The organism is Maribellus mangrovi (assembly GCF_037646455.1).
In the GTDB taxonomy this organism is placed as follows: domain Bacteria; phylum Bacteroidota; class Bacteroidia; order Bacteroidales; family Prolixibacteraceae; genus Draconibacterium; species Draconibacterium mangrovi_A.
In genome coordinates this window covers 212499-235732 of record NZ_JBBIXN010000003.1, presented here as the reverse complement: position 1 = coordinate 235732, position 23234 = coordinate 212499, and the positions used below count along the sequence as shown (strand labels likewise).

Annotated in this window: 16 protein-coding genes; 8 read left to right on the top strand and 8 right to left on the bottom strand. The window is 42.0% G+C overall.

The genetic code is table 11. From position 1 onward, the window contains the following. Positions 1 to 66: 66 nt before the first annotated feature. Genes WFY05_RS13910 through WFY05_RS13900 form a run of 3 tightly spaced genes read left to right on the top strand, consistent with a single transcriptional unit; the run spans position 67 to position 3898 of the window. Positions 67 to 1458, top strand: coding sequence for a DUF1254 domain-containing protein (locus tag WFY05_RS13910; RefSeq protein ID WP_340113498.1), 1392 nt, complete (start codon positions 67 to 69; stop codon positions 1456 to 1458). Between the two features lie 12 nt (positions 1459 to 1470). Continuing rightward, a complete protein-coding gene (locus WFY05_RS13905; RefSeq protein WP_340113497.1) occupies positions 1471 to 3156 on the top strand; it encodes an alkaline phosphatase family protein in 1686 nt (561 codons plus the stop codon). Between the two features lie 46 nt (positions 3157 to 3202). Then, on the top strand, positions 3203 to 3898 hold the full coding sequence (locus WFY05_RS13900; protein WP_340113496.1) for a hypothetical protein: 696 nt from the start codon (positions 3203 to 3205) through the stop codon (positions 3896 to 3898). Positions 3899 to 3970: 72 nt separating this feature from the next. On the opposite strand, the gene WFY05_RS13895 is transcribed toward WFY05_RS13900, so the two are convergent. From WFY05_RS13895 to WFY05_RS13875, 5 genes are all read right to left on the bottom strand, one after another. After that, positions 3971 to 4582, bottom strand: coding sequence for a DUF4494 domain-containing protein (locus tag WFY05_RS13895; RefSeq protein ID WP_340113495.1), 612 nt, complete (start codon positions 4580 to 4582; stop codon positions 3971 to 3973). Positions 4583 to 4863: 281 nt separating this feature from the next. Further along, positions 4864 to 6096 carry an ammonium transporter gene (locus WFY05_RS13890; RefSeq protein ID WP_340113494.1) on the bottom strand — a complete coding sequence of 411 codons (1233 nt, stop codon included), beginning with the start codon at positions 6094 to 6096 and terminating at the stop codon, positions 4864 to 4866. A gap of 28 nt (positions 6097 to 6124) precedes the next feature. Beyond that, positions 6125 to 6481, bottom strand: a complete 357-nt coding sequence (locus WFY05_RS13885) for a P-II family nitrogen regulator (RefSeq protein WP_340113493.1) — start codon at positions 6479 to 6481, stop codon at positions 6125 to 6127. Between the two features lie 65 nt (positions 6482 to 6546). Beyond that, a complete protein-coding gene (locus WFY05_RS13880; RefSeq protein WP_340113492.1) occupies positions 6547 to 7245 on the bottom strand; it encodes a TorF family putative porin in 699 nt (232 codons plus the stop codon). 488 nt (positions 7246 to 7733) lie between these two features. Then, the gene (locus WFY05_RS13875) at positions 7734 to 9371 is read right to left on the bottom strand and encodes an ArnT family glycosyltransferase (RefSeq protein WP_340113491.1); all 1638 of its coding nucleotides are present in this window, start codon (positions 9369 to 9371) and stop codon (positions 7734 to 7736) included. Between the two features lie 71 nt (positions 9372 to 9442). Here WFY05_RS13875 and WFY05_RS13870 point away from each other — a divergent pair, with 71 nt between their 5' ends. Continuing rightward, complete coding sequence (locus tag WFY05_RS13870) at positions 9443 to 10138, top strand: hypothetical protein (protein WP_340113490.1); 696 nt, start codon at positions 9443 to 9445, stop codon at positions 10136 to 10138. A 52-nt stretch (positions 10139 to 10190) separates the two neighbouring features. Here WFY05_RS13870 and WFY05_RS13865 read toward each other — a convergent pair whose 3' ends face one another. Continuing rightward, entirely contained in the window at positions 10191 to 10850 is a 660-nt protein-coding gene (locus WFY05_RS13865; protein WP_340113489.1) for a hypothetical protein, read from the bottom strand. Between the two features lie 215 nt (positions 10851 to 11065). Here WFY05_RS13865 and argH point away from each other — a divergent pair, with 215 nt between their 5' ends. From argH to WFY05_RS13845, 4 genes are all read left to right on the top strand, one after another. Next, positions 11066 to 12406 (top strand): argininosuccinate lyase, encoded by a 1341-nt coding sequence (argH, locus tag WFY05_RS13860; RefSeq protein WP_340113488.1) that lies wholly within the window; start codon positions 11066 to 11068, stop codon positions 12404 to 12406. Between the two features lie 259 nt (positions 12407 to 12665). After that, entirely contained in the window at positions 12666 to 17189 is a 4524-nt protein-coding gene (gene gltB / locus WFY05_RS13855) for a glutamate synthase large subunit (RefSeq protein WP_340113487.1), read from the top strand. 42 nt (positions 17190 to 17231) lie between these two features. Beyond that, positions 17232 to 18659 (top strand): glutamate synthase subunit beta, encoded by a 1428-nt coding sequence (locus tag WFY05_RS13850; RefSeq protein WP_340113486.1) that lies wholly within the window; start codon positions 17232 to 17234, stop codon positions 18657 to 18659. Between the two features lie 340 nt (positions 18660 to 18999). Further along, positions 19000 to 21300, top strand: a complete 2301-nt coding sequence (locus WFY05_RS13845) for a GH92 family glycosyl hydrolase (RefSeq protein ID WP_340113485.1) — start codon at positions 19000 to 19002, stop codon at positions 21298 to 21300. Between the two features lie 96 nt (positions 21301 to 21396). Here WFY05_RS13845 and WFY05_RS13840 read toward each other — a convergent pair whose 3' ends face one another. Both WFY05_RS13840 and WFY05_RS13835 read right to left on the bottom strand, forming a co-directional pair. Continuing rightward, positions 21397 to 22050 carry a hypothetical protein gene (locus WFY05_RS13840; protein ID WP_340113484.1) on the bottom strand — a complete coding sequence of 218 codons (654 nt, stop codon included), beginning with the start codon at positions 22048 to 22050 and terminating at the stop codon, positions 21397 to 21399. Between the two features lie 227 nt (positions 22051 to 22277). Then, positions 22278 to 23222 carry a lysophospholipid acyltransferase family protein gene (locus WFY05_RS13835; protein WP_340113483.1) on the bottom strand — a complete coding sequence of 315 codons (945 nt, stop codon included), beginning with the start codon at positions 23220 to 23222 and terminating at the stop codon, positions 22278 to 22280. Between the last annotated feature and the right edge of the window lie 12 nt (positions 23223 to 23234).

The window sequence follows — 23234 nt, the reverse complement described above, 5'->3', positions numbered from 1 at the left end:
TATCGTGATAACAACGTCATATATAACTCAAAAAAGTCCAAATACTTTAAACAACAAAATATAAAAATGAAAACAAAATTTATCCTTTCAACATTCATCGGAATATTATTTCTGGGATGTTCTCAACAAACAAAGTTAACACCCGACGAAGCCCGACAAATTGCCAAGGAGGCTTATACTTATGCCAATCCAATGGTAGACCACTATCGCGGGCTTTACAATTACTTCATCGACACAAACAGTTCTGACTACAAAGGTCCCTGGAATAAAGTCATCAATATGGCAAGGGTATATACCCATGAAGACCGTACAATACAGACTGCAAATTCCGATACACCGTATAGCTTTGTCGCCTTGGATCTGCGTTCAGAACCCATAGTTCTTACAATTCCAGAAATTGAAGAAGGACGTTATTTTAGTGTGCAGCTTATTGATATGTACACCCATAATTTTGCATTTATCGGCACCCGAACCGTGGGCAATAATGGCGGTCATTTTCTTATTGCCGGCCCCGGATGGGAAGGTGAAATACCAAAAGGCATCGAAAAGTTGATTCAATCCGAAACCGAATGGGTGTTGGCAGTGTACAGAACACAACTTTTCAATCCTGAGGATCTCGACAATGTGAAGCAAATTCAGTCGGAGTATAAGCTTCAACCGCTATCTTCTTTTCTTGATTTACCCGCCCCAGAGGCAGCTCCGGATATTCAATTCATTGAACCTTTAACACAGGATGAAATCAAAGCGTCTCCAAAGGTATTTGAGCAGTTGAACTATCTCCTGCAATTCTGTCCTACCAATCCTTCAGAAAAAGAATTAATGAAACGCTTTGCTAAACTAGGAATTGGAGCTGGAAAAGAATTCAAATGGGACTCTTTTTCTCCAGAAATTCAAAATGCAATAAAACAAGGGATTGCAGATTCCTGGGAAGATTTTGCCACGATCAAGTCTAAAGCAGAAGCCGGTGAAATAGGCTCTGCAGAAGTATTTGGTAACCGGGAACACCTTAACAATAACTACAGCTACAGGATGGCAGGAGCCGTATTGGGCATTTGGGGCGTGAGTGCCGAAGAGGCTATCTACCCCAGCTATTATGTCGATTCGGAAAATAAACCACTCAACGGTGCCAATAACTACACCCTTCGTTTTGAGCCGGGACAGTTACCTCCTGTAAATGCCTTTTGGTCTTTAACCATGTATGAGCTTCCGGCGAGCCTTCTCGTGGAGAACCCGCTTAACCGTTATCTGCTCAATTCACCCATGATGGACGATTTCGTTTTTGACGAAGACGGAGGACTTACCCTTTATTTTCAAAATGAATCTCCGGGCAAAGAAAAAGAATCCAATTGGTTACCTGCACCCAAAGGACCATTTTCAGTTGTAATGCGATTGTATTTGCCCAAACCTGAGACCTTATCAGGCGATTGGGTAAGACCGCAAATGGTAAGAAGTAACTAAAAAAACAGACGGATGAAAAAATCAATCCTGCTCCTAATCATCTTATTTTTTGTTGGCGTACCGTACACTTTTTCGCAAAACAATTCAAATCCCAAATTGATCTTGCAAATAACTGTGGATCAACTAAGGGGCAATATGCCAAGAACTGTTTATGACCGCTTACCGGAAGGTGGATTTAAATATTTCTACAAGCAGGGAGTTGTTTACGAAAATGCCCACCATCGGCATGCCAATACCGAAACGGTTGTTGGGCATACTACTTTGGCTACCGGTGCCGATCCTTCAGAACATGGAATGATCAGTAATTTATGGTACGATAAAGAATTAAAGCATACTGTTTATAACGTCGAAGATTCCCGTTATCCTTTGCTAGGTGCAGGTGTTGAAAACGACACAGAGATTGATCCTACTCAAGCTGCTGCTTTAACAAATGGAAGATCTCCTTCAACTATAATTTCCACGACATTTTCTGACGAATTGTCCTTGTTCACCAATGGGAAATCAAAAATATTTGGAGTTTCAGTAAAAGATCGTGGTGCAATTCCCTTGGCGGGGCACGACGGAAAAGCATTCTGGTTTAGCAAAGCCACCGGCGGTTTTATAAGCAGTACTTACTATTACGATAAGTATCCCGATTGGGTAACCAAATGGAACGGTAAAGAAAAGTATAAAGCTTATGCCAACACAAACTGGGAGTTGACCTATGACATTTCTACCTATATATTTGGCGAAGAAGACGATATGCCTTACGAAACAAATCTCCCCGGCTATGGCGTGGTATTCCCGCATCCTTTTGGAGATAAAGACAATGGCTATTTTACAACATTCCTAACGCTTAGTCCGGCAGGAGATGAACTGACACTGGATTTTACAAAAGAGTTAATTGTAGCCGAGCAGTTGGGTACAGATAATATTACCGATTATCTCTCGGTGAGTTTTTCGTCAACCGATTATATCGGACATGCTTTTGGACCCGGAAGTTTGGAAAGTGAGGATAACCTGATAAAACTGGACAGAACGCTGGCTGACTTAATCAGTTTTGTGGATGAAAAAGTTGGACTGGACAATGTTCTTATTGTTTTATCAGCCGATCATGGTGCGCCCGATGCTCCCGGCCGACTGCAGAAGTTTGGCATCGATGCCGGTTATTTTGATATAAATACGGTTGATACATCGGCGATAAGCCAGGTATTTAAAAAGAAGTTCAATCTCAGCGAGAAAATTGTTTCCGGATATTTCCAACCTTACGTGTATTTGAACCGGGATGTCATTGAAAAGAATAAATTGGATATCGATGAAGTTTCCCGGACTTTGGCGCGTGAATTACAAAACCAGGAAGGCATTGCTTTTGCCATCCCATCCATCGATTTACTGGAAGGCCGACTTGCAGACACTGAACTAAACAGGTCGGTATTACGGAACTATAATCCTAAAAGATCGGGCGAAATATTTATCGTTACAGAGCCGTACTGGTTCATTAATGATTTTGATGGTTTAGAAGTGGCAAGCACACATGGCTCACCCTGGAAATATGACACGTATGTTCCTGTAATTTTTGCAGGAAATGGTTTGACGCATCAGGATGTTTTTCGGAATGTGGAAACCGTTGATATTGCATTGACTTTATCGAATTACCTGAAAATAAAAATACCGTCGGCCGCATCCGGCCACCCACTGGTAGAAGTATTGAAAAAATAAGAACGATTTAAAGTAATCACGTTGAAAAATTATAATTGATTAAAAAATGAAAAAATTATTTTATTGCATTACACTGTTCTTGTCCGTTACGGCTACTGCTCAGGACAATGCTGTACTTGATAAATTTAAGGTGTATAATATCCCAGCCGAGTTACTTGCTAAAAGTATCGGAGGTGCAGATACCGATGGAGATCACTCCTTTAACTTTACAACGACTGCTGATGTAGATGCGGAAATTATTATTGAGGAAGCTAAGTACGATCCAACGCAAAAAAAGGGGGAACAGTGGATTCTGCTGTCTTATAACGGAAAAGATCCTTCAAAAAAGGAGCTTAAACAGTTCAAAAAGGATCACAATATGAAAGAAGAGGAGATTAAAGCGAAAATCGACGATTCTTCCTGGGATATAGAATCCGACAATAACGATTACCTGGTGGTTAATTTTAGATACGATAGTTCTACCTTAAAATGGCGATATAAGTATCTGGCAGATATAAAAGGCAAAGCCTTCTTAAACAAAACTACAAAACAGCTTGAAAAAGTTAAATATGTAAATGTCAAACCAACAAAGATCAAACCTTTCAAAGTTGATCAGTATTCCTTGGTTGTAGACTATGTTTTTAACGATAATGAAAAAATATACCTGGTGGAAAAAGAAGAAATTAAAATGAATGCAAAAATGTTTGGACAAACAGTGCCCGTAAAATTTACTTCTGAATATACTAATTATAAAAAAATATAAATCGCTTCATATTTACCTGATCGATATAAAGAAATAAACTGAACCGGGGTTGTTAAAAGATTAGCAACAAACTTATTCTACTGAAGATTCGGGTTCCTGCGGGTCGTCGCTGTTTTCTTCGATCTGATTTTCTTCCGGCGACGTTTCCTCCGCTTCCTCATCAAATGGATTTTTACCGTCGGTAAAAATAGGATTGTCTTTGCGGCTTTCCTCATCGAGTGGAACATAACCTGATGGAATTTGCGATTCCGAAGCCTCATATGGGAACACATCAACAATGGTACTTACTGCCATGGCTGAAACCACGTATGGAATAACCAAAAATTCGAGGCTTTCTTCCAGGCGTTGAAGCGCTTCCTTAATATCATCGGCCATAAGGAGGTAATAGGTCCGCATTTTCTTTTCTTTACCGGCGTCTTCATCAACTGTAACCAGGTTTACAGTGGCTTTAAACCACCACTCGCCATTCTCAAAAGGAAACACTTCGGCTATTTTCGACTTCTTAATATCGACAATTTGGAATTCGCCGCCTTTTACCATTTCCTGCATTTTGCGGATAATACGTGTTTCAGCATCGGTATACGACACCGCATCGAGCAGGAAACTCTCGGTAACCATTTGTTCCTTGCCGGTTTGAGAAACCTTTGAATATTTAACTTTGCTTTCGAACCAGGTCTGCATCATGATCTTCAGATTTTAGAGCCAACAAAAATAATGATCGCCGGATGAATGAAGCCAAATACCGCTATAATTTATCAACAAAAAAACCGGTGCCATTTCTGACTACCGGTTCATGCTTTTCTAATCTAACTAAACTAACTTAAACTACCCTTGACCTTAATTGAAGTTAAATCTATTATTACAAGTTAATTAGTTTCGCTTTGCTTCTGCAGTGTCTGAAGAAAGGCCCCACCCTCTGGCGGGGCCATAAAACAGACAGCTACAGACTTAAAAGCTGAAGAAGATTAATTGTAGGCACTTTCTCCATGTTCGTAAACATCGAGGCCTTCTTCTTCAATGCGCTTAGAAACGCGCAAGATATTTAGTTTCTTCAAGATGAAGAACAAGATCAAACCAAGACCGAATGCCCAAACAAAGAAGGCAAGAACGCCGATTGCCTGGATACCCAGTAATTTTGCACCAGCACCGTAGAACAGACCTTCAGAGGTAGAGAATAAACCTACTGCCAAAGTACCCAGTGCTCCGCTCACACCATGAACTGAAATAGCACCTACAGGGTCGTCAACTTTTAATACTTTATCGATGAACTCAACAGCAAATGGCAGTACAAATCCGGCCATAATACCGATAAACAGAGCACCCATTGGATTTACAGCGTCGCAACCTGCAGTAATAGCTACCAAACCGGCAAGCGCACCGTTCAACGAAATCGACAGCGCTGGACGTTTGTAACGTGCCCACGATACCAACATGGCAGTAACAGCACCGGCTGCGGCAGCCAGGTTTGTAGTAACTGCAATGTGACCAATAGCAACAGCGTTATCAGTTCCGGCAGCAGCTAATTGAGATCCGGGGTTAAATCCGAACCATCCAAACCACAGGATAAATACACCAAGGGCACCCAATGCCAGGTTGTGTCCCGGAATCGCTTTCGCTTTTCCGTCTTTACCGTATTTACCAATACGTGGGCCAATAAGTGCAGCACCGGCTAATCCTACCCAGGCACCTACCGAGTGAACGATAGAAGAACCGGCGAAATCGTGGAAACCAAGCTGGCTTAACCAACCGCCGCCCCATGTCCAGTGTCCTGAGATCGGGTAAATCAATACCGTAATAACAATACTGAAAATTAAATAAGATTTGAATTCTGTTCTTTCAGCCATGGCTCCCGAAACAATAGTTGCAGCAGTAGCAGCAAATACAGTTTGGAAGAACAGGTCGGCGTAATCAGAATAATTGTCGCCAAAACCATCGCTCATAAAGAACAGGTCGGGCATTCCAATAAATCCGCCAATTGAGTCACCATACATAATGGTGAAGCCGATAGCCCAGTATAATAATGAACCGATTGAGAAGTCCATCAAGTTTTTCATCAAAATGTTTGCGGTGTTTTTTCCACGGGTAAAACCTGCTTCCACCATTGCAAAACCGGGTTGCATAAACATTACCAGAAACGCAGCAACTAACAACCACATATTGTCGATACCTATTTGTAGGCCTTGTAAAGTTTCTTCCATGATATTCTAATTTTTTTGCAGTTATTAATTATTCTTCTTTTCCTTTAATGTAAAGCGATTCATCGCCTACCTCTCCGGTCCTGATTCTGTATGACTCTTCGATAGGCAGAACAAAGATTTTTCCGTCGCCGATTTCTCCGGTTCTTGCTGAACTAAGAATTGCAGAAACTGTTTTTTCCACGTTTTTATCGCGAACGATAATCTCGAGTTTGGTACGTTCGATAGAACTGGTGTCGTAAACCACACCACGGTAAACACGACCTTCTCGTGCCTGACCAACACCTCTTACATCCCAGTAAGAGAAGAATTCAATACCAGCTTCGTGAAGAGCTTCAGTAACCTCATCGAATTTGGTTTTGCGTATGATTGCTTCAACTTTTTTCATTGTCTATATTTTTTGTTAAAAAAGTAAGGTGTATACAAGCTACACCTTACCAGCTATTTGTTTTATTAAAGTGAAATTCCAACTGTAATGAAGAATCCGCCGGTTGCTGGATTAAGTATTACAGAACCGGAAACCGGAAGAGTAAATGTCTCAGTAACTGCAATATCCTTTGAAGTTCCAATATTGATGTTACAAATCCCAAAATCATCTACCATCATACCATCATCATCTTCATGCAAAGTGTACAAACCATCACCTGCTCCCAATCCAATGCTAAAGTTTTCGAAACTGTAGCTGGCTTCCAGGTACATATCGCCGCTATCTTCTTCCCCTTCGGCATCTTCAGAACCATCGGGCAAAAACATGTAGGCACCGGTTAACGAAAAACCTCCTAAACCAAGAGATACCATTGGCTCAATAGAATGTGAATCACCATCCAACCAGTCGCCACCGAAATAATAGTCGGTCACGGTGATTCCCAGGGTAGACGATTCGCTAAGTGCAAATTCGTAACCTGCGTAAAGATCCATTTCAAAACCTTCATCAAAATCTGAGCTAACAGAACCCCATGCACCAATAGCGAAACCGCCGGCTCCAAATTCAACGTAAGGTTGAAAGGCTGGCCCTGATCCAAATTTGGCACCACGCCAAATGTAACTTGAATAGATGTCAAGACCCGTGTCCCATTCCTGTGCTTTAGCGTTCGGGGTGAACAATGCTACCATTAATAACATGCTTGCAGCAATCAGTAGTGTCTTTTTCATAATAGTTAATTTTAAATGTTAAACTGTCTTTTTCTTTTTATGGTTTTTAAGGCATATACCCCTTAATTAAACATGGTCTATCAGTTTTTTTAGTTTTTATTCTTTTAGACCCCCTTTATTTTTTATTCTTGGTTCAAAACAATGCATTTTTCCGAAGCGGCGGCCGATTTTTGACGCCCCAATCACATCGCTTAACAAATTATTAATATTTAAATACTTTTTTTCACATTTTGACAGATTTATTGTGCATAGGTTGACTTTTTTGTAACCTATTGTCAGATTTTAGGAATATTTATCACCATATATCTAATTCAGAAAAGGCCTTTTCCTGAAAAAACTAAACTGAAATGACTGTTTAAGAAAGAGATAAAGCGAAGAAACGGGGAGTAATTATTGTTAGTGAAACAAAAAGAAGAATATACAACTGCAAAAAATGCAGTTGCTGAAGAAGATTAATTCCTAAAAAAACAGAATCCTAAACCGAAAAACTACTTCAGGATCACTAAATACATTTTTTGAAAGCGGGAAGCTCGTTTATTCGGATTAAGAAAATTGATCGACTGACTGGTCACTTTCTTATGTTGGGTGAATTCATGAACTACTTCCATATTAATCCCCATTTCCTGCATTTCGTGGAAACAAGGTTCATTGGTATAGATCCAGGCGCCGGGGTGCGGAAGAAAATCTTCGAGCATCTGCCGGGTTTGCAGATAGGTCCCGTATCCATCGGAATACAGAAACAATTCCCACAACCGTGCTTTTTCGCCATATATATTTAATGTAGCTCCGGGCTTGGCTTTTTCATTAAAAATACTTGCGGCCTCAATTGAGGTTTCATACTTACTCATATTGGGGAGCATATTGTAATTAATGGTAAACAATAGCGCCGACGATGCCAGCAACAACATCAAAACCTGCTTTTTAAGGTCACATTTCCGAAACACCAGGTAAATTGCCGAACCGGCCATCACTGCTACAATAATCCAATACAAAATTCTCGTTTCCGGGAAAAAGAATCCGGCCATGAACGGGATTATGGACAAAAGTATCACGGCAACTACTTTGTGGATCACCGACAGCGCTTTAAGCTGTTTTGCAAACTGCTCAGTGTTTAAATAACGCACGGTCCATTTTGCGGTTATTATATATAAGAAAGGAACAGCACTTAACATGTAATGTGGATTCTTCTGTTTAGCCACGCTCAGAATACCGAGGAAAAACACTACTGCAGCAATATTGGCCACCTCACGCGTTTCAATCTCGGTCTTTTTCAGTTTTATCAAACTCTTCACTTCGTTAAACATGGCCACCACCATAAACACCGACCACGGCAATAACATGTACAGCGAGGTGTGCAGGTAAAAAGCATAATCGGTATTCCCTCCCTGGTAGGATCCGGTGACGCGTCCTACATTATTGGTCCAGAAATAGAACTTGATCCCTTCGAGCCCAAACTGCTGAAATAATCCCAGCATTGCCGGAATAATAAGAATCCCAACAATAATTGCAGCTCCTATCCATCGGATATTAAAAATCTCGCGCCATTGTTTATGCACCAGCAAATTCGCACCAACGGCAAATGCAGGGATCAACACCCCAACCGGTCCCTTGGTCAGCATCGACAAGCCAACACCCACCGAACCCAACACAAATTGATGCCATTTCTTTTCGCGAAAAAAAGCCATAAACTGCCATACCGAGAAAACCACAAACGAAACCAGCATGGTATCGGTATGAATATCGTTATGAAAGTGTAAATAACTCAGCGATGTTGCATAGAAAATAGTGGCAAGAATACCGGTTTCTTTTCCGTAAAAGAATTTCCCCAGGCGATACGTCGAGTAAATCCCCAACAACGAAACCAAAATAACGGCAATTTTGTATGCAGCAACCGACAATCCTAAAATGCTGAAGGTTGAGGCTGCCACCCAGAATAACATCGGTGGTTTTTGATCGTAAGGCTGGCTGCCAATGGTAAGATTGATCCAGTCTCCGTTATCCAGTATTTCGCGTCCTACCTGGGCATACTTGGCCGCATTTACCAGGAGCGGAACAGGAAGCGAAGAAACAATAACAACGAGAACAGAGGCGATCACAGCAAAAATAAACAGACGATCTTTTGTCATATCGATGAGTTCAAATAGCTAACAAACAATAAAAATCTTAATTTTGGCGCAATTTACAATTAAACACTGACATGAAAAGAAAAGTATCAGGCATTTTAATTACCGATATTATTGTATACGGTATCATCATTTGGTTCATTGCTTTCGCTAAAATAAAAAGCATAGAAAGTTACGAAGCTTTCCGGGTTGTTGTGCGCGAAGATGGCTGGGTGGAATACCTTACAACACTTTTTCTTTTTCTTGGAGCTGTAATACTCGGAATCAACGCTATAAAAGCCATCCGGCAAAACGATAAAAAACAGATACTTTTTTATGTACTGGCTACGCTGGCATTTATTTTTGGTGCTGGCGAAGAAATTTCGTGGGGCCAAAGAATTTTTGGAATCGAGACAGGCGAATACTTTATGGAAAACAATTACCAGGGAGAGACCAATCTGCACAACCTTGAAATTGGTGGGGTGGATTTAAACATGCTCATTTTCTCGAAACTGATGTTTATTGCCCTCGCCTTTTATTTTGTTATACTTCCTGTTCTGGTTTGGAAAACAAAAACATTCCGTAAACTTGTTATTGATTTTGGTGTTCCTATTCCAAGGCTGCACCATATTATCGTACTTTTAATCACCAACATTTCAGTACCTCTATTAATAGGTATGAAAAAAGAAAGCGAGTTGCATGAACTGGCCTTAACAGGCATTTTATTTCTTATTTTTCTAAATCCGGCTAAAAAAATCAAGGACGTTTCGCTTATGAAACAAACGGAATAAAACGTTGAGTTGGCTTTAACACTTCCTAAAAACAATATTCTGAATCGGATCGCTATCCGGCAAGAAGTTTTTCTTTGGAGTTCCACGGTTCTACAAAAACCCAAAGAAGAATAATGACAAACATGGCCTCCCAAAGCTCCCAAATTCGTTTATCGGGAATAAGTAAGATCAAACCCGTAACCAGGAACATGACAACCGAATGCTTTATTTTTGGAAGCTGTAGTCCAAAATTGTCAATCAGCGTCGCGAATTTACCCCACTTCCGGTAAAGCACCTGAGCGAACAGAAAGTAAAAGCCAAATATTATTACCAGTCCCTGGGAGAAGATCAGTTTGTTGATGTTTACACCTCCAACCTCGAGGTTGTGCAAATTGGTTTCACTTTGAATATTATTGGCGGTAAAAAACTCCCCCGACTGGATGGAAAAAATGCGCTGTCCCCACGAGATCTCCTCACCAAATCCGAAAAATGCACCAACTATTATCAGGATGTTTAAAATCTTCCACCAACGACTTCGGGTCTTACGCTGCTTAATAAACCGAACCAAAAAAAGAACCGATATCGACAGCAAAACCAACGCCGTAATATTTTCGAAGATCCCATCCTCTGCAACAAGGCTGTGGTAAAAGGCATCAGTGTAATAAAACGATGTTGCGCCCAAAATTGCAGACACCAATAAAATATATAATATACTTTTAATAATCTTTTCCATGCTATATTGTAAGTTGTGCTTTTCGCTAAGAATCATTTAAAAGAAATCACCTTTACGAAAAGCAGGTGCAAATTTAATAATATTACAAACAGATCGCAGTAAATAAACTGAGAATAGCACCACAATCCAATAAATGCAAAGGATTATTTTATCTTTGTTGCCTTGAATTCGCATTGCATTAAACGCAATTTCAGGCATCGCTTAAATCGAATATTATGAAACTCTGGGACAAAGGAACACCTGTAAACAAAGCCATTGAAGAATTTACCGTAGGCCGCGATCGTGAACTCGACATTTACCTGGCCACACACGATATACTGGGTTCGATGGCACATGTGACCATGCTTGAGTCGGTAGGATTGATTGGGAAAGATGAACTACCGGATTTACTGGCTGTTCTGCAAAAACTTTATAACGAAGCAGAATCAGGTAGCTTCAAAATTGATGACGGTGTTGAAGACGTGCACTCGCAAGTCGAATTTATGCTTACTCAGTCGCTTGGCGATTTAGGTAAAAAAATTCACAGCGGCCGTTCGCGTAACGACCAGGTTTTGCTCGATCTTAAACTGTTCACCCGCGATGCGATTAAAGAAATTACAGAAAGTACTTCGGAAATGATCGATATTTTACTTGACCGCGCCGACGAACTTAAAGACATTCTGATGCCTGGATATACTCACCTTCAGGTGGCTATGCCTTCATCGTTCGGACTCTGGTTCAGTGCATATGCCGAAAGCCTTACTGACGACCTGGAGTTACTCCGGTCGACCTACAAGATCACTAACCAAAATCCGCTTGGATCAGCTGCAGGTTACGGGTCTTCATTTCCCCTCAACCGGCAAATGACCACCGATCTTCTGGGTTTTGAAAACATGAATTACAATGTGGTTTATGCTCAAATGGGTCGGGGAAAAGTTGAAAAAATTGTGTCTTTTGCCCTTGCCAATCTTGCGGCCACCATCTCGAAACTGGCCTACGATGTTTGTTTATTCATGAGTCAAAACTTCAATTTTGTGAGTCTTCCCGCTGAATTTACAACAGGGTCGAGCATCATGCCTCACAAAAAAAATCCCGATGTATTTGAGCTCACGCGTGCCCGCTGCAACAAACTGCAGGGAGTTCCTGCACAGATCGGACTGATCATAAACAACCTGCCAAGCGGCTACTTCCGCGATCTGCAAATGGTAAAGGAAGTATTCCTGCCGTCCTTCAGAGAGTTGAACGATTGCCTGAAAATTGCAGGACTTGCACTAAAAAATATGAGCGTTAACAAAAACATTGTTGATGACCCGAAATACGACTACCTTTTTAGTGTTGAAGAAGTAAACAAACTGGTACTTCAGGGTGTTCCATTTCGTGAAGCTTATAAAATTGTTGGCGAACAGATTGAAAAGGGAAATTTCAAGCCCGAAAAAACTGTAAATCATGTGCATGAGGGCAGCATTGGAAACCTTGCGCTTGACAAAATCAAAAGCAAAAAGGACGAAACATTAAAAACTTTCAATTTCAAATCTTTAGAAAAAGCCAAACAACAATTGTTGAAACCTACAAATTAAGTCATTGAAAACGTGACGAATGACAGGCTTTAGTGAATTTACGACTTTTAAATAATGACTTTTCTCAAGAATAGAAAAGTTAATTGTATGTTATTTAACAGGCAAAAGTGAATAATTGATTGTAATTTTTCACTTCATTATTTATTTTTGATTTCACTTCGTAAGTAAATTATAACATTAACTTACATTTTTTGCAATGATTGATTTTTGACAGCGGTTAATTGTTGCTATTAGGGGGAAATTTAAACAGAAAGGAAAGATGATGCAGAAGAGATTACCGGATGCACAGGGGCTCTACAACCCTGTGAACGAACACGATAACTGTGGGATTGGATTTGTAGCACACATCAAGGGAAAACCTTCACATGATATTGTAAATCGCGGTTTAGAAGTATTGCGGAACATGGATCACCGTGGGGCCACAAGTGCCGATAATTCAACAGGTGACGGTGCAGGAATGCTCATGCAGATACCGCACGAATTTATTACCGACGTACTGAAAATGAATGTCGGTCCGCAAGGAAAATACGGAACCGGATTGGTTTTCCTTCCAAAAGACGAAATTGAAGCGAATGTTTGTACTGAAATACTGACCAAACATGTAGAAGCAGAAGGATTGACATTACTCGGCTTCCGCGATGTACCGGTGGATGCATCGGCGCCCGGTGAAATTGCAAAAACAACCGAGCCGTTCATCAAACAAATATTCGTAAAAGCCGATCTTGAAAAAGATGCGCTCGAACGAAAACTTTATATCGTACGCAAACTGGCTGAAAAGGAGGTTCGCGAATCGAACCTGAATTACAAAGACAGTTTCTACCAGCCCAGTTTGTCGGCTAAAATAATTGTATATAAGGGAATGTTGACGCCCGATCAGTTGAAGGCGTACTATGTTGATTTCAAAAACGAGAAATTTAAAAGTGCCATTGCGCTTGTTCACTCACGCTTTAGCACCAACACCTTCCCCACCTGGGATCTGGCTCAGCCATTCCGTATTGTTGCTCACAATGGTGAGATCAATACCGTTAAAGGTAACCGTTTGTGGATGCAAGCCCGCGAGGCACTGATGAAATCGGAAGTGTTTGGTGAAGACCTGAAAAAACTGCTTCCGGTAGTGGAGCCCGGAAAATCGGATTCAGCATCATTTGATAACGTGCTCGAATTCCTGCACATGACCGGACGCTCGTTACCACATTCATTGTGTATGATGATCCCGGAGTCGTTCAACAAGAAAAACCCGATACCTGAAAGTTTAAAAGCATTCTACGAATACCATTCTACCATTATGGAACCGTGGGACGGTCCTGCATCAATGGTATTTTCCGACGGACGTTACATCGGAGGAACACTCGACAGGAACGGATTGCGCCCGTCGCGTTATGTAATCACCAAAAACGACCTGATTGTAATGGGTTCTGAAGTTGGTGTCCAAACTTTCCCGGCTGATGAAATTAAAGAAAAAGGACGTTTGCGTCCGGGTAAAATATTACTGGTCGACACTCAACTCGGAATCATTATTCCCGACGAAGAAGTAAAAGACCAGCTGAGTCGCCGTAATCCTTATCAAATGTGGTTAAAGGAAAACCGCATGATGATGAAAGACATCTCGGTAAAAAAACGCGTACCTTCTGCCATCGATAATTTCGAAACGTACTCAAAAGTATTTGGTTACAACAAAGAAGACATGTACGAGTTGATTCAGCCCATGAGTATTAATGGTGCCGAACCAACCGGATCGATGGGAAATGATGCCCCGCCGGCTGTTTTCTCAGATAAACCAAAACGCTTTTTCGATTACTTTAAACAGATGTTTGCCCAGGTGACCAATCCACCAATCGACCCGATTCGTGAAGGACTGGTAATGGCACTCACCAATTACATCGGCGCGGTACATTCAAACATTCTGGACGAAAGCCCCGAGCATTGTAAACTCATCAAGTTCGATGAACCACTGATCACCAATACCGACCTCGGGAAGATAAAAGATATGAAGGACGAGATGTTTACGCACAAAACCATCTCGATGACCTTCCCTGTTAAAGAAGGAGTAGAAGGCTTTAGCAAATCTATGGATAAGATGCTTGCTGAAGCAGAACAAGCGGTGGACGATGAAAAGAATTACATTATACTCACTGACCGTCAGGTTTCGGAAGAGCTTGCTCCTATTCCATCACTGTTAGCGGTTGCCGCGGTTCACCATCACCTCATTCGCAGTAAAAAAAGAATGCAGGTTGGTATAATCGTTGAAACCGGAGAAGCACGCGAGGTAAACCATTTCGCTCTTCTGCTGGGTTACGGAGCCAGTGTAATCAATCCTTATCTGGCATTTGCCGCCATCGATCATATGGTGAAAGAGGGAAAAATCCAGATGGAGTACAAAGAAGCGCGTAAAAACTACATAAAAGCAGTTGGTAAGGGCCTGTTGAAAGTATTCTCAAAAATGGGAATTTCAACCCTGCGCAGTTACCACGGTGCTCAAATATTTGAATCGATTGGTGTAAGCCAGGAAGTAATTGACAAATATTTTACTGGAACAACCTCTAAAATTGGTGGTGTAGGGTTAGATGAAATTTGCAAAGAAACCACCATGTTTCACGAACAAGCTTATAAACCGGACAATGCGCCAGAGCCTTTCCGTTTCGAAAATACAGGAAATTATGCCTGGAGGAAAAACGGTGAACATCATGCCTGGAATCCGGAAACAATTGGCTTGCTGCAGTGGGCTACGCGCACAAACGATTACAGTAAATTCAAAGAATACAGCGCCATTGTTGACAAGGAAAACAAAAGACCGAGTTTTATTCGCGGATGTTTTAACCTGAAACGCAATCCTATCCCGATTGAACAGGTTGAACCGATCGAAGAGATCATGAAGCGCTTTGTAACCGGTGCAATGTCATATGGTTCGATCAGCAAAGAAGCCCACGAGGCACTTGCGGTTACCATGAACACCATCGGCGGACGAAGCAACACCGGTGAAGGAGGTGAAGATCCTGCACGTTTTGGTACGCTGAAAAACAGTAAGATCAAACAGGTGGCTTCAGGTAGATTCGGTGTGACCAACAATTACCTGACGAATGCCGATGAGCTTCAGATTAAAATCGCACAGGGAGCAAAACCCGGAGAAGGTGGTCAGTTGCCAGGATTTAAGGTAAACAAGATCATTGCAAAAACGCGTAACTCCACACCCGGAATTACTCTGATTTCGCCGCCGCCTCACCACGATATTTATTCAATCGAGGATTTGGCACAGCTGATTTACGACTTGAAAGTCACCAACCCAAGAGCTAAAGTTTCTGTAAAACTGGTGTCTGAAGACGGAGTTGGAACAATTGCAGCCGGTGTATCAAAGGCTTTTTCCGATGTAATTATTATAGCCGGTGCCGACGGAGGTACAGGAGCCAGCCCGGCAAGTTCAATCAAGCATGCTGGACTTCCGGTAGAACTCGGAATTGCCGAAACTCAGCAAACTCTTGTTCTAAACAACCTTCGTGGACGTGTAAAACTGCAGGTCGACGGTCAGCTGAAAACCGGTCGCGATGTAGTAACACTGGCTTGTTTGGGTGGTGAAGAATTCGGATTTTCAACATCAGCGCTTATCGTTCTGGGATGTATCATGATGCGTAAATGCCATATGAATACATGTCCTGCCGGTATTGCCACACAGGATAAGGAGCTCAGAAAACGTTTTATCGGCAAATCGGAATATACCATTAACTTCTTCAAATTTATTGCACAGGAAATTCGTGAATACCTGGCAGAAATGGGATTCCGCAGGTTCAGCGAAATTGTAGGTCGTACCGATCTGCTTGAAGTTGATCAGAACGTTACCAACTGGAAAATGAAAACCGTTGACTTCTCGAAATTACTTTACTTACCAAAAGAAGCAGAAGAAGTTGACATTCATAATACGCATCCGAATCAACAGGATTTAACACAGCACATGGACAATCAGCTGATCCGCGATTCGAAAAAAGCATTAAACGGCGCCGAAAAGGTGTGGATACAACGCAATATTGTTAACGTCGATCGTACGGTTGGCGCGATGTTATCAGGTCAAATTTCGAAACGCTACGGCGAGTCCGGATTGCCCGACGATACCATCAATTGTAATTTTCACGGAACTGCCGGCCAGAGTTTTGGTGCATTCCTGACCAAAGGAGTAACTTTCCGTCTCGAGGGCGATGCCAACGATTACATTGGCAAAGGACTCTCGGGTGGTAAAATCATTGTGGTTCCGCCAATCGGTTCAACGTTTAAACCAGAGGAGAACATTCTAATCGGTAACACCTCGCTGTACGGAGCAACAAGCGGAGAAGCCTATTTCCGCGGAGTAGCCGGCGAACGTTTCTGTGTTAGAAACTCGGGAGTGAAAGCCGTTATTGAAGGTACCGGCGACCACTGCTGCGAGTACATGACCGGTGGACGCGTTGCCGTTCTCGGAAAAACGGGCCGTAACTTTGCCGCAGGTATGAGTGGCGGTATTGCCTACGTGCTCGACGAAACAGGAAACTTCGATTATTTCTGCAACACCGGATTGGTGGAATTATCTCCTGTTGAAGACAAAGCCGATATTAAAGAATTGCAGGAAATGATCAGTAAGCACCTCACTTATACACAAAGTGCAGTGGCTTCAAAAATACTGACCAACTGGGAAGCTTACCTTCCAAAGTTTGTGAAAGTGATTCCGTTTGAATACAAAAAAGTTCTGCAGGAACAGAAGTTAAAAGAGTTGCAAAAGAAATTGCAGTTGACCGAAGACGATCCTTCGCGTCACGAGTAAAATTCTTGCAGTATTAATTAATCGAAAAAAAGGAAACGAGATATGGGAGATCCAAGAGGATTTATGAAAGTTGGCCGCATTGAAGCCGGTTACCGCCCGAAGGAGGAGAGGGTTTTTGACTACGGGGAAGTTGAACAGACCCTAAATGAAAAAGACCGCAAACTACAAGCATCACGCTGTATGGATTGCGGCATACCATTTTGCCACTGGGGATGCCCGGTGGGAAGTAAAATTCCGGAATGGCAGGATGCTGTATACAAAGGAAACAAAGCAGAAGCTTATTATATTTTACATTCTACCAACAGTTTCCCGGAAATTACCGGTAGAATTTGCCCGGCACCATGCGAAAAGTCGTGTGTACTTGCCATTCATGAGGAGGCAGTTACCATTCGTGAAAACGAGAGTGCCACTGTTGAACAGGCTTTCGAAGCCGGAATTGTGGTGGCCAATCCACCAAAATCACGCACTGGTAAAAAAGTTGCCGTAATCGGTTCTGGTCCTGCCGGACTTTCGGCCGCCGACCTTTTAAACAGAGCCGGTCACCTGGTTACCGTATTCGAAAAGAACGATGCCATTGGAGGATTACTCCGTTACGGCATTCCCGATTTCAAACTAAATAAGCGCATCATCGATCGCCGCTTGGCATTGTTTGTCGACGAAGGAATTGAATTCAAAACCAATGTGAATGTTGGTATCGACGTAACAAAAAAAGACTTGCTGAAGGAATATGATGCGGTTGTACTGGCTAACGGAGCCGAACAAGCACGTAACCTCGAAGTTGAAGGTCGAGAACTCAATGGTGTACACTACGCCATGGATTTCCTGATGCAATCAAATAAAGTTATTTCCGGACAGGAAATACCCGATGACGTGCTCATTTCTGCTGAAGATAAAAATGTATTGGTTATTGGAGGTGGCGATACCGGATCGGACTGCGTAGGTACTTCGGTTCGCCAGAAAGCCAAATCGGTTACTCAGATCGAGATCCTTCCAAAACCACCGGAGAAAAGGGCCGATAATAATCCATGGCCTTACTGGCCCAATACGCTGCGTACTTCAAGTTCGCACCAGGAAGGCTGCGAACGTCGCTGGAGCTTGAACACCAAACGTTTTATTGGTGAAAACGGAGTACTGAAACAAGCCGAAATTGTACAGGTAGAATGGAGCAAAGACAACAACGGACGCTGGGTAATGAACGAGGTAGAAGGAACTACCGAAATTATTGATGTGGATCTGGTTTTGCTGTCAATGGGTTTCACCCAGCCGGTACACAACGGACTGCTCGACAGTTTAAATGTTGAATACGATCCGAGAGGAAACGTTAAAGTTGACGAGAAAAAACAAACATCTGTCGACAAGATTTTTGCAGCTGGTGATGTTGAGAAAGGTGCCAGTCTTGTGGTACACGCCATTCAGGCAGGAAAAGAAGTGGCGCAAACTGTGGACACTTTCCTGAGAAATGGCAAATAAATTTGAAATGATTTGAATGAACTATAAGTGCAGTTTTTTCGGGAGGACAGGTAAAAGGAAATTTCCTAACTAATCACTTTCCCTTGACCAATTGAATGTGATTAAATACCGGTCCTCCTTTTTTCTGCTCTCTTTTCTGAATTCCCAAAGACATTTTTACAATAACCAATTAGTGCTTTTCAGTTTTTGAGATTACTCCGTGTAATTTAAATTTCCCCCGATTTGAATCAATAAAAACAGGCTATTGGTATTCTTCAGTACTTTTTATCCGCTGCCGAAAATTTAATGTTTAACTTGTGAAAAGTTTAACCGATACAGGATAATTCTAACAAACTAAACAATGAAGACCATTAACCTGTTAATTGTATTTCTGTTACTTCTCGAAAGTTGTTCGCAAAAAACCGAAATAATCCTGCTTGTGGATTACGTTAATCCTTTGATAGGAACGGCCCCGGCCACAACTTTAAGCGCATTAAGTCACGGTGAAGGTTCGGAAAACAATGCCCAGGTAGTGCCGTTTGTAACTACGCCTTTTGCCATGACTAACTGGACTCCGCAAACGCGTGCCACCGAAACAAAATGCATCGCTCCGTATTATTACAACGACTCCATTATTAACGGTTTCCGGGGAAGTCATTGGTTAAGCGGCTCCTGTGTGCAGGACTATGGCAGCATGAGCATTATGCCGGTTTCGGGCGATCTGATCTGCTCAACTCAAAAAAGGGGCTCCGGATTTGTGCACGAAACCGAGACCTCGACGCCATACAGCTATAAAGTTCATCTAAACGATTACAATATTGTGGCAGAAATGACTGCCACCAAACGATGCGGGATTCTCCGGTTTACCTTCGAAGATGGTGGCCCTTCACATATTGTCGTTAACCCAAACAGCGACGAAGGACAGGGTTTTACCATGGTTCTGAACGATCGTAACGAAATTGTGGGGCACAACCCGGTGCACCGTATTTACCAGGGCTGGGGAGAAGAAGCCGGATTTAGCGGTTATTTTGTAGCACGTTTTAACCGCGAATTCGAGAACTACGGAGTCTTTCACAAGGATAATATTCTGGAGTTGGACACCGCCATCCAAAATCTGCAGGAATTGGGAGGCTATGCTTCTTTTACAACTGCATCCGGCGAAAGCATAGAAGTACAGATCGGCACTTCGTTTACCAGCATTGAGCAGGCACGTAAAAACCTGGATACTGAGTTAACCAATAAAGATTTTGAACAGGTAGAATCTGAACTGAAATCCACCTGGGAAACAGTGCTAAACAGGGTTAAAGTTGAAGGCGGCAACGAGACGGAGAAAGTTAAATTTTACACGGCGCTCTACCACAGCTTTCTGCAACCACGAACCTTTAACGACAGCGATGGTACCTACCCAGGTTTTGCCGGTGGCCGAAAGCTGTTAAATTCCGGCAGCAAAAATTACTACGTCGATTTTTCGATTTGGGACACCTACCGGGCTTCGCATCCTTTGTTTAACCTGATCATGCCTGAAGAGAATGCCAACATGATGTCGAGCTTGCTCGACAAAGCAAAGAACGGGGGCTGGCTCCCTATTTTTCCGTGCTGGAACAGTTATACCTCGGCAATGATCGGCGACCACGCGATTACAACAATTGCAGATGCTTACATTAAAAACACCATCGATATTAGTGATGAAGAATATGCTTTCCTACTACAAAATGCCTTTGAAACGCCAGACAATTTTGAAGACTATAAAAACGGTAAAGGTCGGCGGGCCTTAAACTCCTATCTGAAATATGGCTACGTTCCCCTCGAAGACGAAGTGAAAGAATCGTTTCATAAAAACGAGCAGGTCTCGCGAACCCTTGAATATGCATTCGACGATTTTGCCCTGAGCCGCATTGCATTAAAACGAAACGATACCCAAAATGCACAACTCTTATTGCAGCGGGCCATGAATTATAAAAATGTGTACAGCAAAGCAGATACCTGTGTTCGTGGCCGTTTTGCCGATGGTACATTTACAGCCGATTTTAACAAGTTTAACCGCATGTCGTACATTACCGAAGGAACGCCATGGCAATATACCTGGTATGTTCCGCACGATATTTACGGGCTTATGGTACTTATGGGTGGCGAGCAAAATTTTGCCGAACAACTCGATCGTTTTCACGAAGGCGGCCAGTACTGGCACGGTAATGAACCGGGACATCAGATCCCGTTTCTTTACAATTATTGCGGGCAGCCGTGGAAAACGCAGGAACTCGTTTCAAAGATTATGCAGAATGAATACGATGCAAGTGTTGGCGGTTTAAGCGGTAATGACGATGCCGGGCAAATGTCGGCCTGGTACGTTTTTGCTGCGCTGGGCTTTTACCCAGTGAGTCCGTCAATGCCGGAATATGTAATTTCAGGTCCGCATTTCGATCGGATTACCGTGCAGCTACGCGATGCAGATTTAATTATTGATGCCCCTGGCGCATCAGCCGGAAACAAATACATTCAAAGTGTAAAATTTAACGGGGAAACATACTCAAAAAACTACCTCAATCATTTCGATTTGATGAAAGGCGGAAAACTAGAGTTTGAAATGGGTAGTTCATCAAATAAAAACTGGGGAACTGCCCAGAAAAATCGTCCTTATTCTTTAAGCCTTGAACAGGATTAATATTTTGGTGTGTTTTCCGACAAGTTATAAATAAACCAGACCGAATTCGAATAAAGCTGAATCCGACCTGGTTAAAGCTTTTGTCGAAAAAGTGGATTATTTGGTTTCAGTTTTCTCCAAAACCCAAAGTTTATTGTCAAGATCTCGAAATCCTACAATTCCGGTATCAGACGTAAAATACAGCTTACTCCTTTTGCTTTCGTATACATTCTGAAAGGTTTTCCCTAATAAAGTTAATTCAGCCATCGGTTCTTGGAATGTCGAAATATATTCAGATGATGCATCACGCGGATTAACCACTACCTGAATGTAATCTTCATCGTAATTTCCATCATTGTAATAAGAAATAGTAGCTGAAAGCATATCGATTATTTCCAGGTTAGTTTCATAATCAACATTTACTCCAACTCCAACTCGGAATTCAACATTAAGAGCATCATCGACCTCTCCAATATAGCACCCGTACTTTTCAATTTTTGCTGAATATTCGTTTCCAGTCCCTGAAACACCTTCCTGATATCCCATACCATAACCATCCTGATCTGCCTCGTATACAAATTCGGTTTGGTTGCCCAGCGAATCGGAGAACGTGAGCAATAAATCTTCGGTGTATGGAAGTGCATCTTTGGTGCCTTCCATCAGGGTATATTCACCCAAATCTTCTGTTTTGGAACAGGATACAACTGTGAAACTAATAATAACCGCTAATACAAAAAGCTGAATAAAATTTTTGGTTTGTTTTCTTCTCATGGTTTCTTTTTTAAGGTTAAACAAATATCTATTGCAAACTGCTCATATAATGAGCTAAACGAAAAATGCCTGGGCCAAAGCTTATTATTGATGCTTTCGTTTGGTATGTTAAGCGCTTTGTCAAAACTAACCATAATTTTCGTTAATGTATAGTTAACAAGCCGTAACAAGATTTAAAAAACTTAAAGAAAAGAAACGGATTTCTGGGGGATAACATTTTAAATAGCTTAAACAGTCAACTCAATACCCTCCGGCCGCTGGTGCTTCCACCTGCGGTGCGACCACAAATAGTACTCAGGTGTTTCGTGAATTATTTCTTCCATTTTTTGAACGTATCGAAGCATAATCTCGTTTGGTGCAGTGTTTTTAGGTTCTGAAAACAACTCGATAAAATTGGCTTCGTAATGTCCGCGCTTTATCTTTTTAAGGTGCATGAAAAATACGGGTTGATTGGTTTTCATGGCAATCTTATCGGGTCCAGTAAAAAATGGTGCCTCCCGATTCAGAAACATAGTCCAGAATTGGGCATTTGCCGCCGGTGTCTGATCTGCCGCCAGCCACAGTGCAATGGGCTCCTTTCGCCGGGCAGCTTCAATGGCTCTCCGGGCCGATTTGTGCACCGGGATTGACTCACCACCCCATTTCTCGCGCGAGTGAGCAATGAATCGATCCAAAGCAACATTCCCACGCATGGGATTTACGATCATAAGTACCTGGTGAATCCATTTACTTTGAACAGAGCTGCACCACTCCCAATTGTTGTAATGAAAGCCCAGCATAATTATACTGATTTTTTCTTCGGCATACTTAAAAATTGGATCATTCCCGTTAAATTTCAACCTCTTGTCCATCTGTTTTTCGTCCATGCTGTAAAGCTTCACAGTTTCGAGCGTAAAATCGCAAAAGTGCTTGTAAAATTTGTCGGCAATTTCGTTCTTCTCCTGTTCCGACTTTTCGGGGAACGCATAACTGAGGTTTTCAAGGATCACTTTTTTACGGTATTTGACTACATTCTTCAATAAGAAGTAAAGGAAATCGGAAATGCCATAAATCACCCAAAAAGGGAGATAAGAGATTAGGTTTAAGATGAATACCAACACGTTATTGAGTGCTTTTTTTAACGGCCCTTCATGGTATCGTTTATCTCGTTTCTCTAATTCCTTATCGATCATTCTTCTTCGCTT

Excerpts from the sequence above, each read along its gene's own strand:
- WFY05_RS13865 (WP_340113489.1), bottom strand. The coding sequence starts at position 10,850 with ATGGAAAAGATTATTAAAAGTATATTATATATTTTATTGGTGTCTGCA.
- WFY05_RS13880 (WP_340113492.1), bottom strand. The coding sequence starts at position 7,245 with ATGAAAAAGACACTACTGATTGCTGCAAGCATGTTATTAATGGTAGCA.
- WFY05_RS13840 (WP_340113484.1), bottom strand. The coding sequence starts at position 22,050 with ATGAGAAGAAAACAAACCAAAAATTTTATTCAGCTTTTTGTATTAGCG.
- WFY05_RS13870 (WP_340113490.1), top strand. The coding sequence starts at position 9,443 with ATGAAAAGAAAAGTATCAGGCATTTTAATTACCGATATTATTGTATAC.
- argH (WP_340113488.1), top strand. The coding sequence starts at position 11,066 with ATGAAACTCTGGGACAAAGGAACACCTGTAAACAAAGCCATTGAAGAA.
- WFY05_RS13905 (WP_340113497.1), top strand. The coding sequence starts at position 1,471 with ATGAAAAAATCAATCCTGCTCCTAATCATCTTATTTTTTGTTGGCGTA.
- WFY05_RS13845 (WP_340113485.1), top strand. The coding sequence starts at position 19,000 with ATGAAGACCATTAACCTGTTAATTGTATTTCTGTTACTTCTCGAAAGT.
- WFY05_RS13835 (WP_340113483.1), bottom strand. The coding sequence starts at position 23,222 with ATGATCGATAAGGAATTAGAGAAACGAGATAAACGATACCATGAAGGG.
- WFY05_RS13900 (WP_340113496.1), top strand. The coding sequence starts at position 3,203 with ATGAAAAAATTATTTTATTGCATTACACTGTTCTTGTCCGTTACGGCT.
- gltB (WP_340113487.1), top strand. The coding sequence starts at position 12,666 with ATGATGCAGAAGAGATTACCGGATGCACAGGGGCTCTACAACCCTGTG.
- WFY05_RS13890 (WP_340113494.1), bottom strand. The coding sequence starts at position 6,096 with ATGGAAGAAACTTTACAAGGCCTACAAATAGGTATCGACAATATGTGG.
- WFY05_RS13895 (WP_340113495.1), bottom strand. The coding sequence starts at position 4,582 with ATGATGCAGACCTGGTTCGAAAGCAAAGTTAAATATTCAAAGGTTTCT.
- WFY05_RS13875 (WP_340113491.1), bottom strand. The coding sequence starts at position 9,371 with ATGACAAAAGATCGTCTGTTTATTTTTGCTGTGATCGCCTCTGTTCTC.
- WFY05_RS13910 (WP_340113498.1), top strand. The coding sequence starts at position 67 with ATGAAAACAAAATTTATCCTTTCAACATTCATCGGAATATTATTTCTG.
- WFY05_RS13850 (WP_340113486.1), top strand. The coding sequence starts at position 17,232 with ATGGGAGATCCAAGAGGATTTATGAAAGTTGGCCGCATTGAAGCCGGT.
- WFY05_RS13885 (WP_340113493.1), bottom strand. The coding sequence starts at position 6,481 with ATGAAAAAAGTTGAAGCAATCATACGCAAAACCAAATTCGATGAGGTT.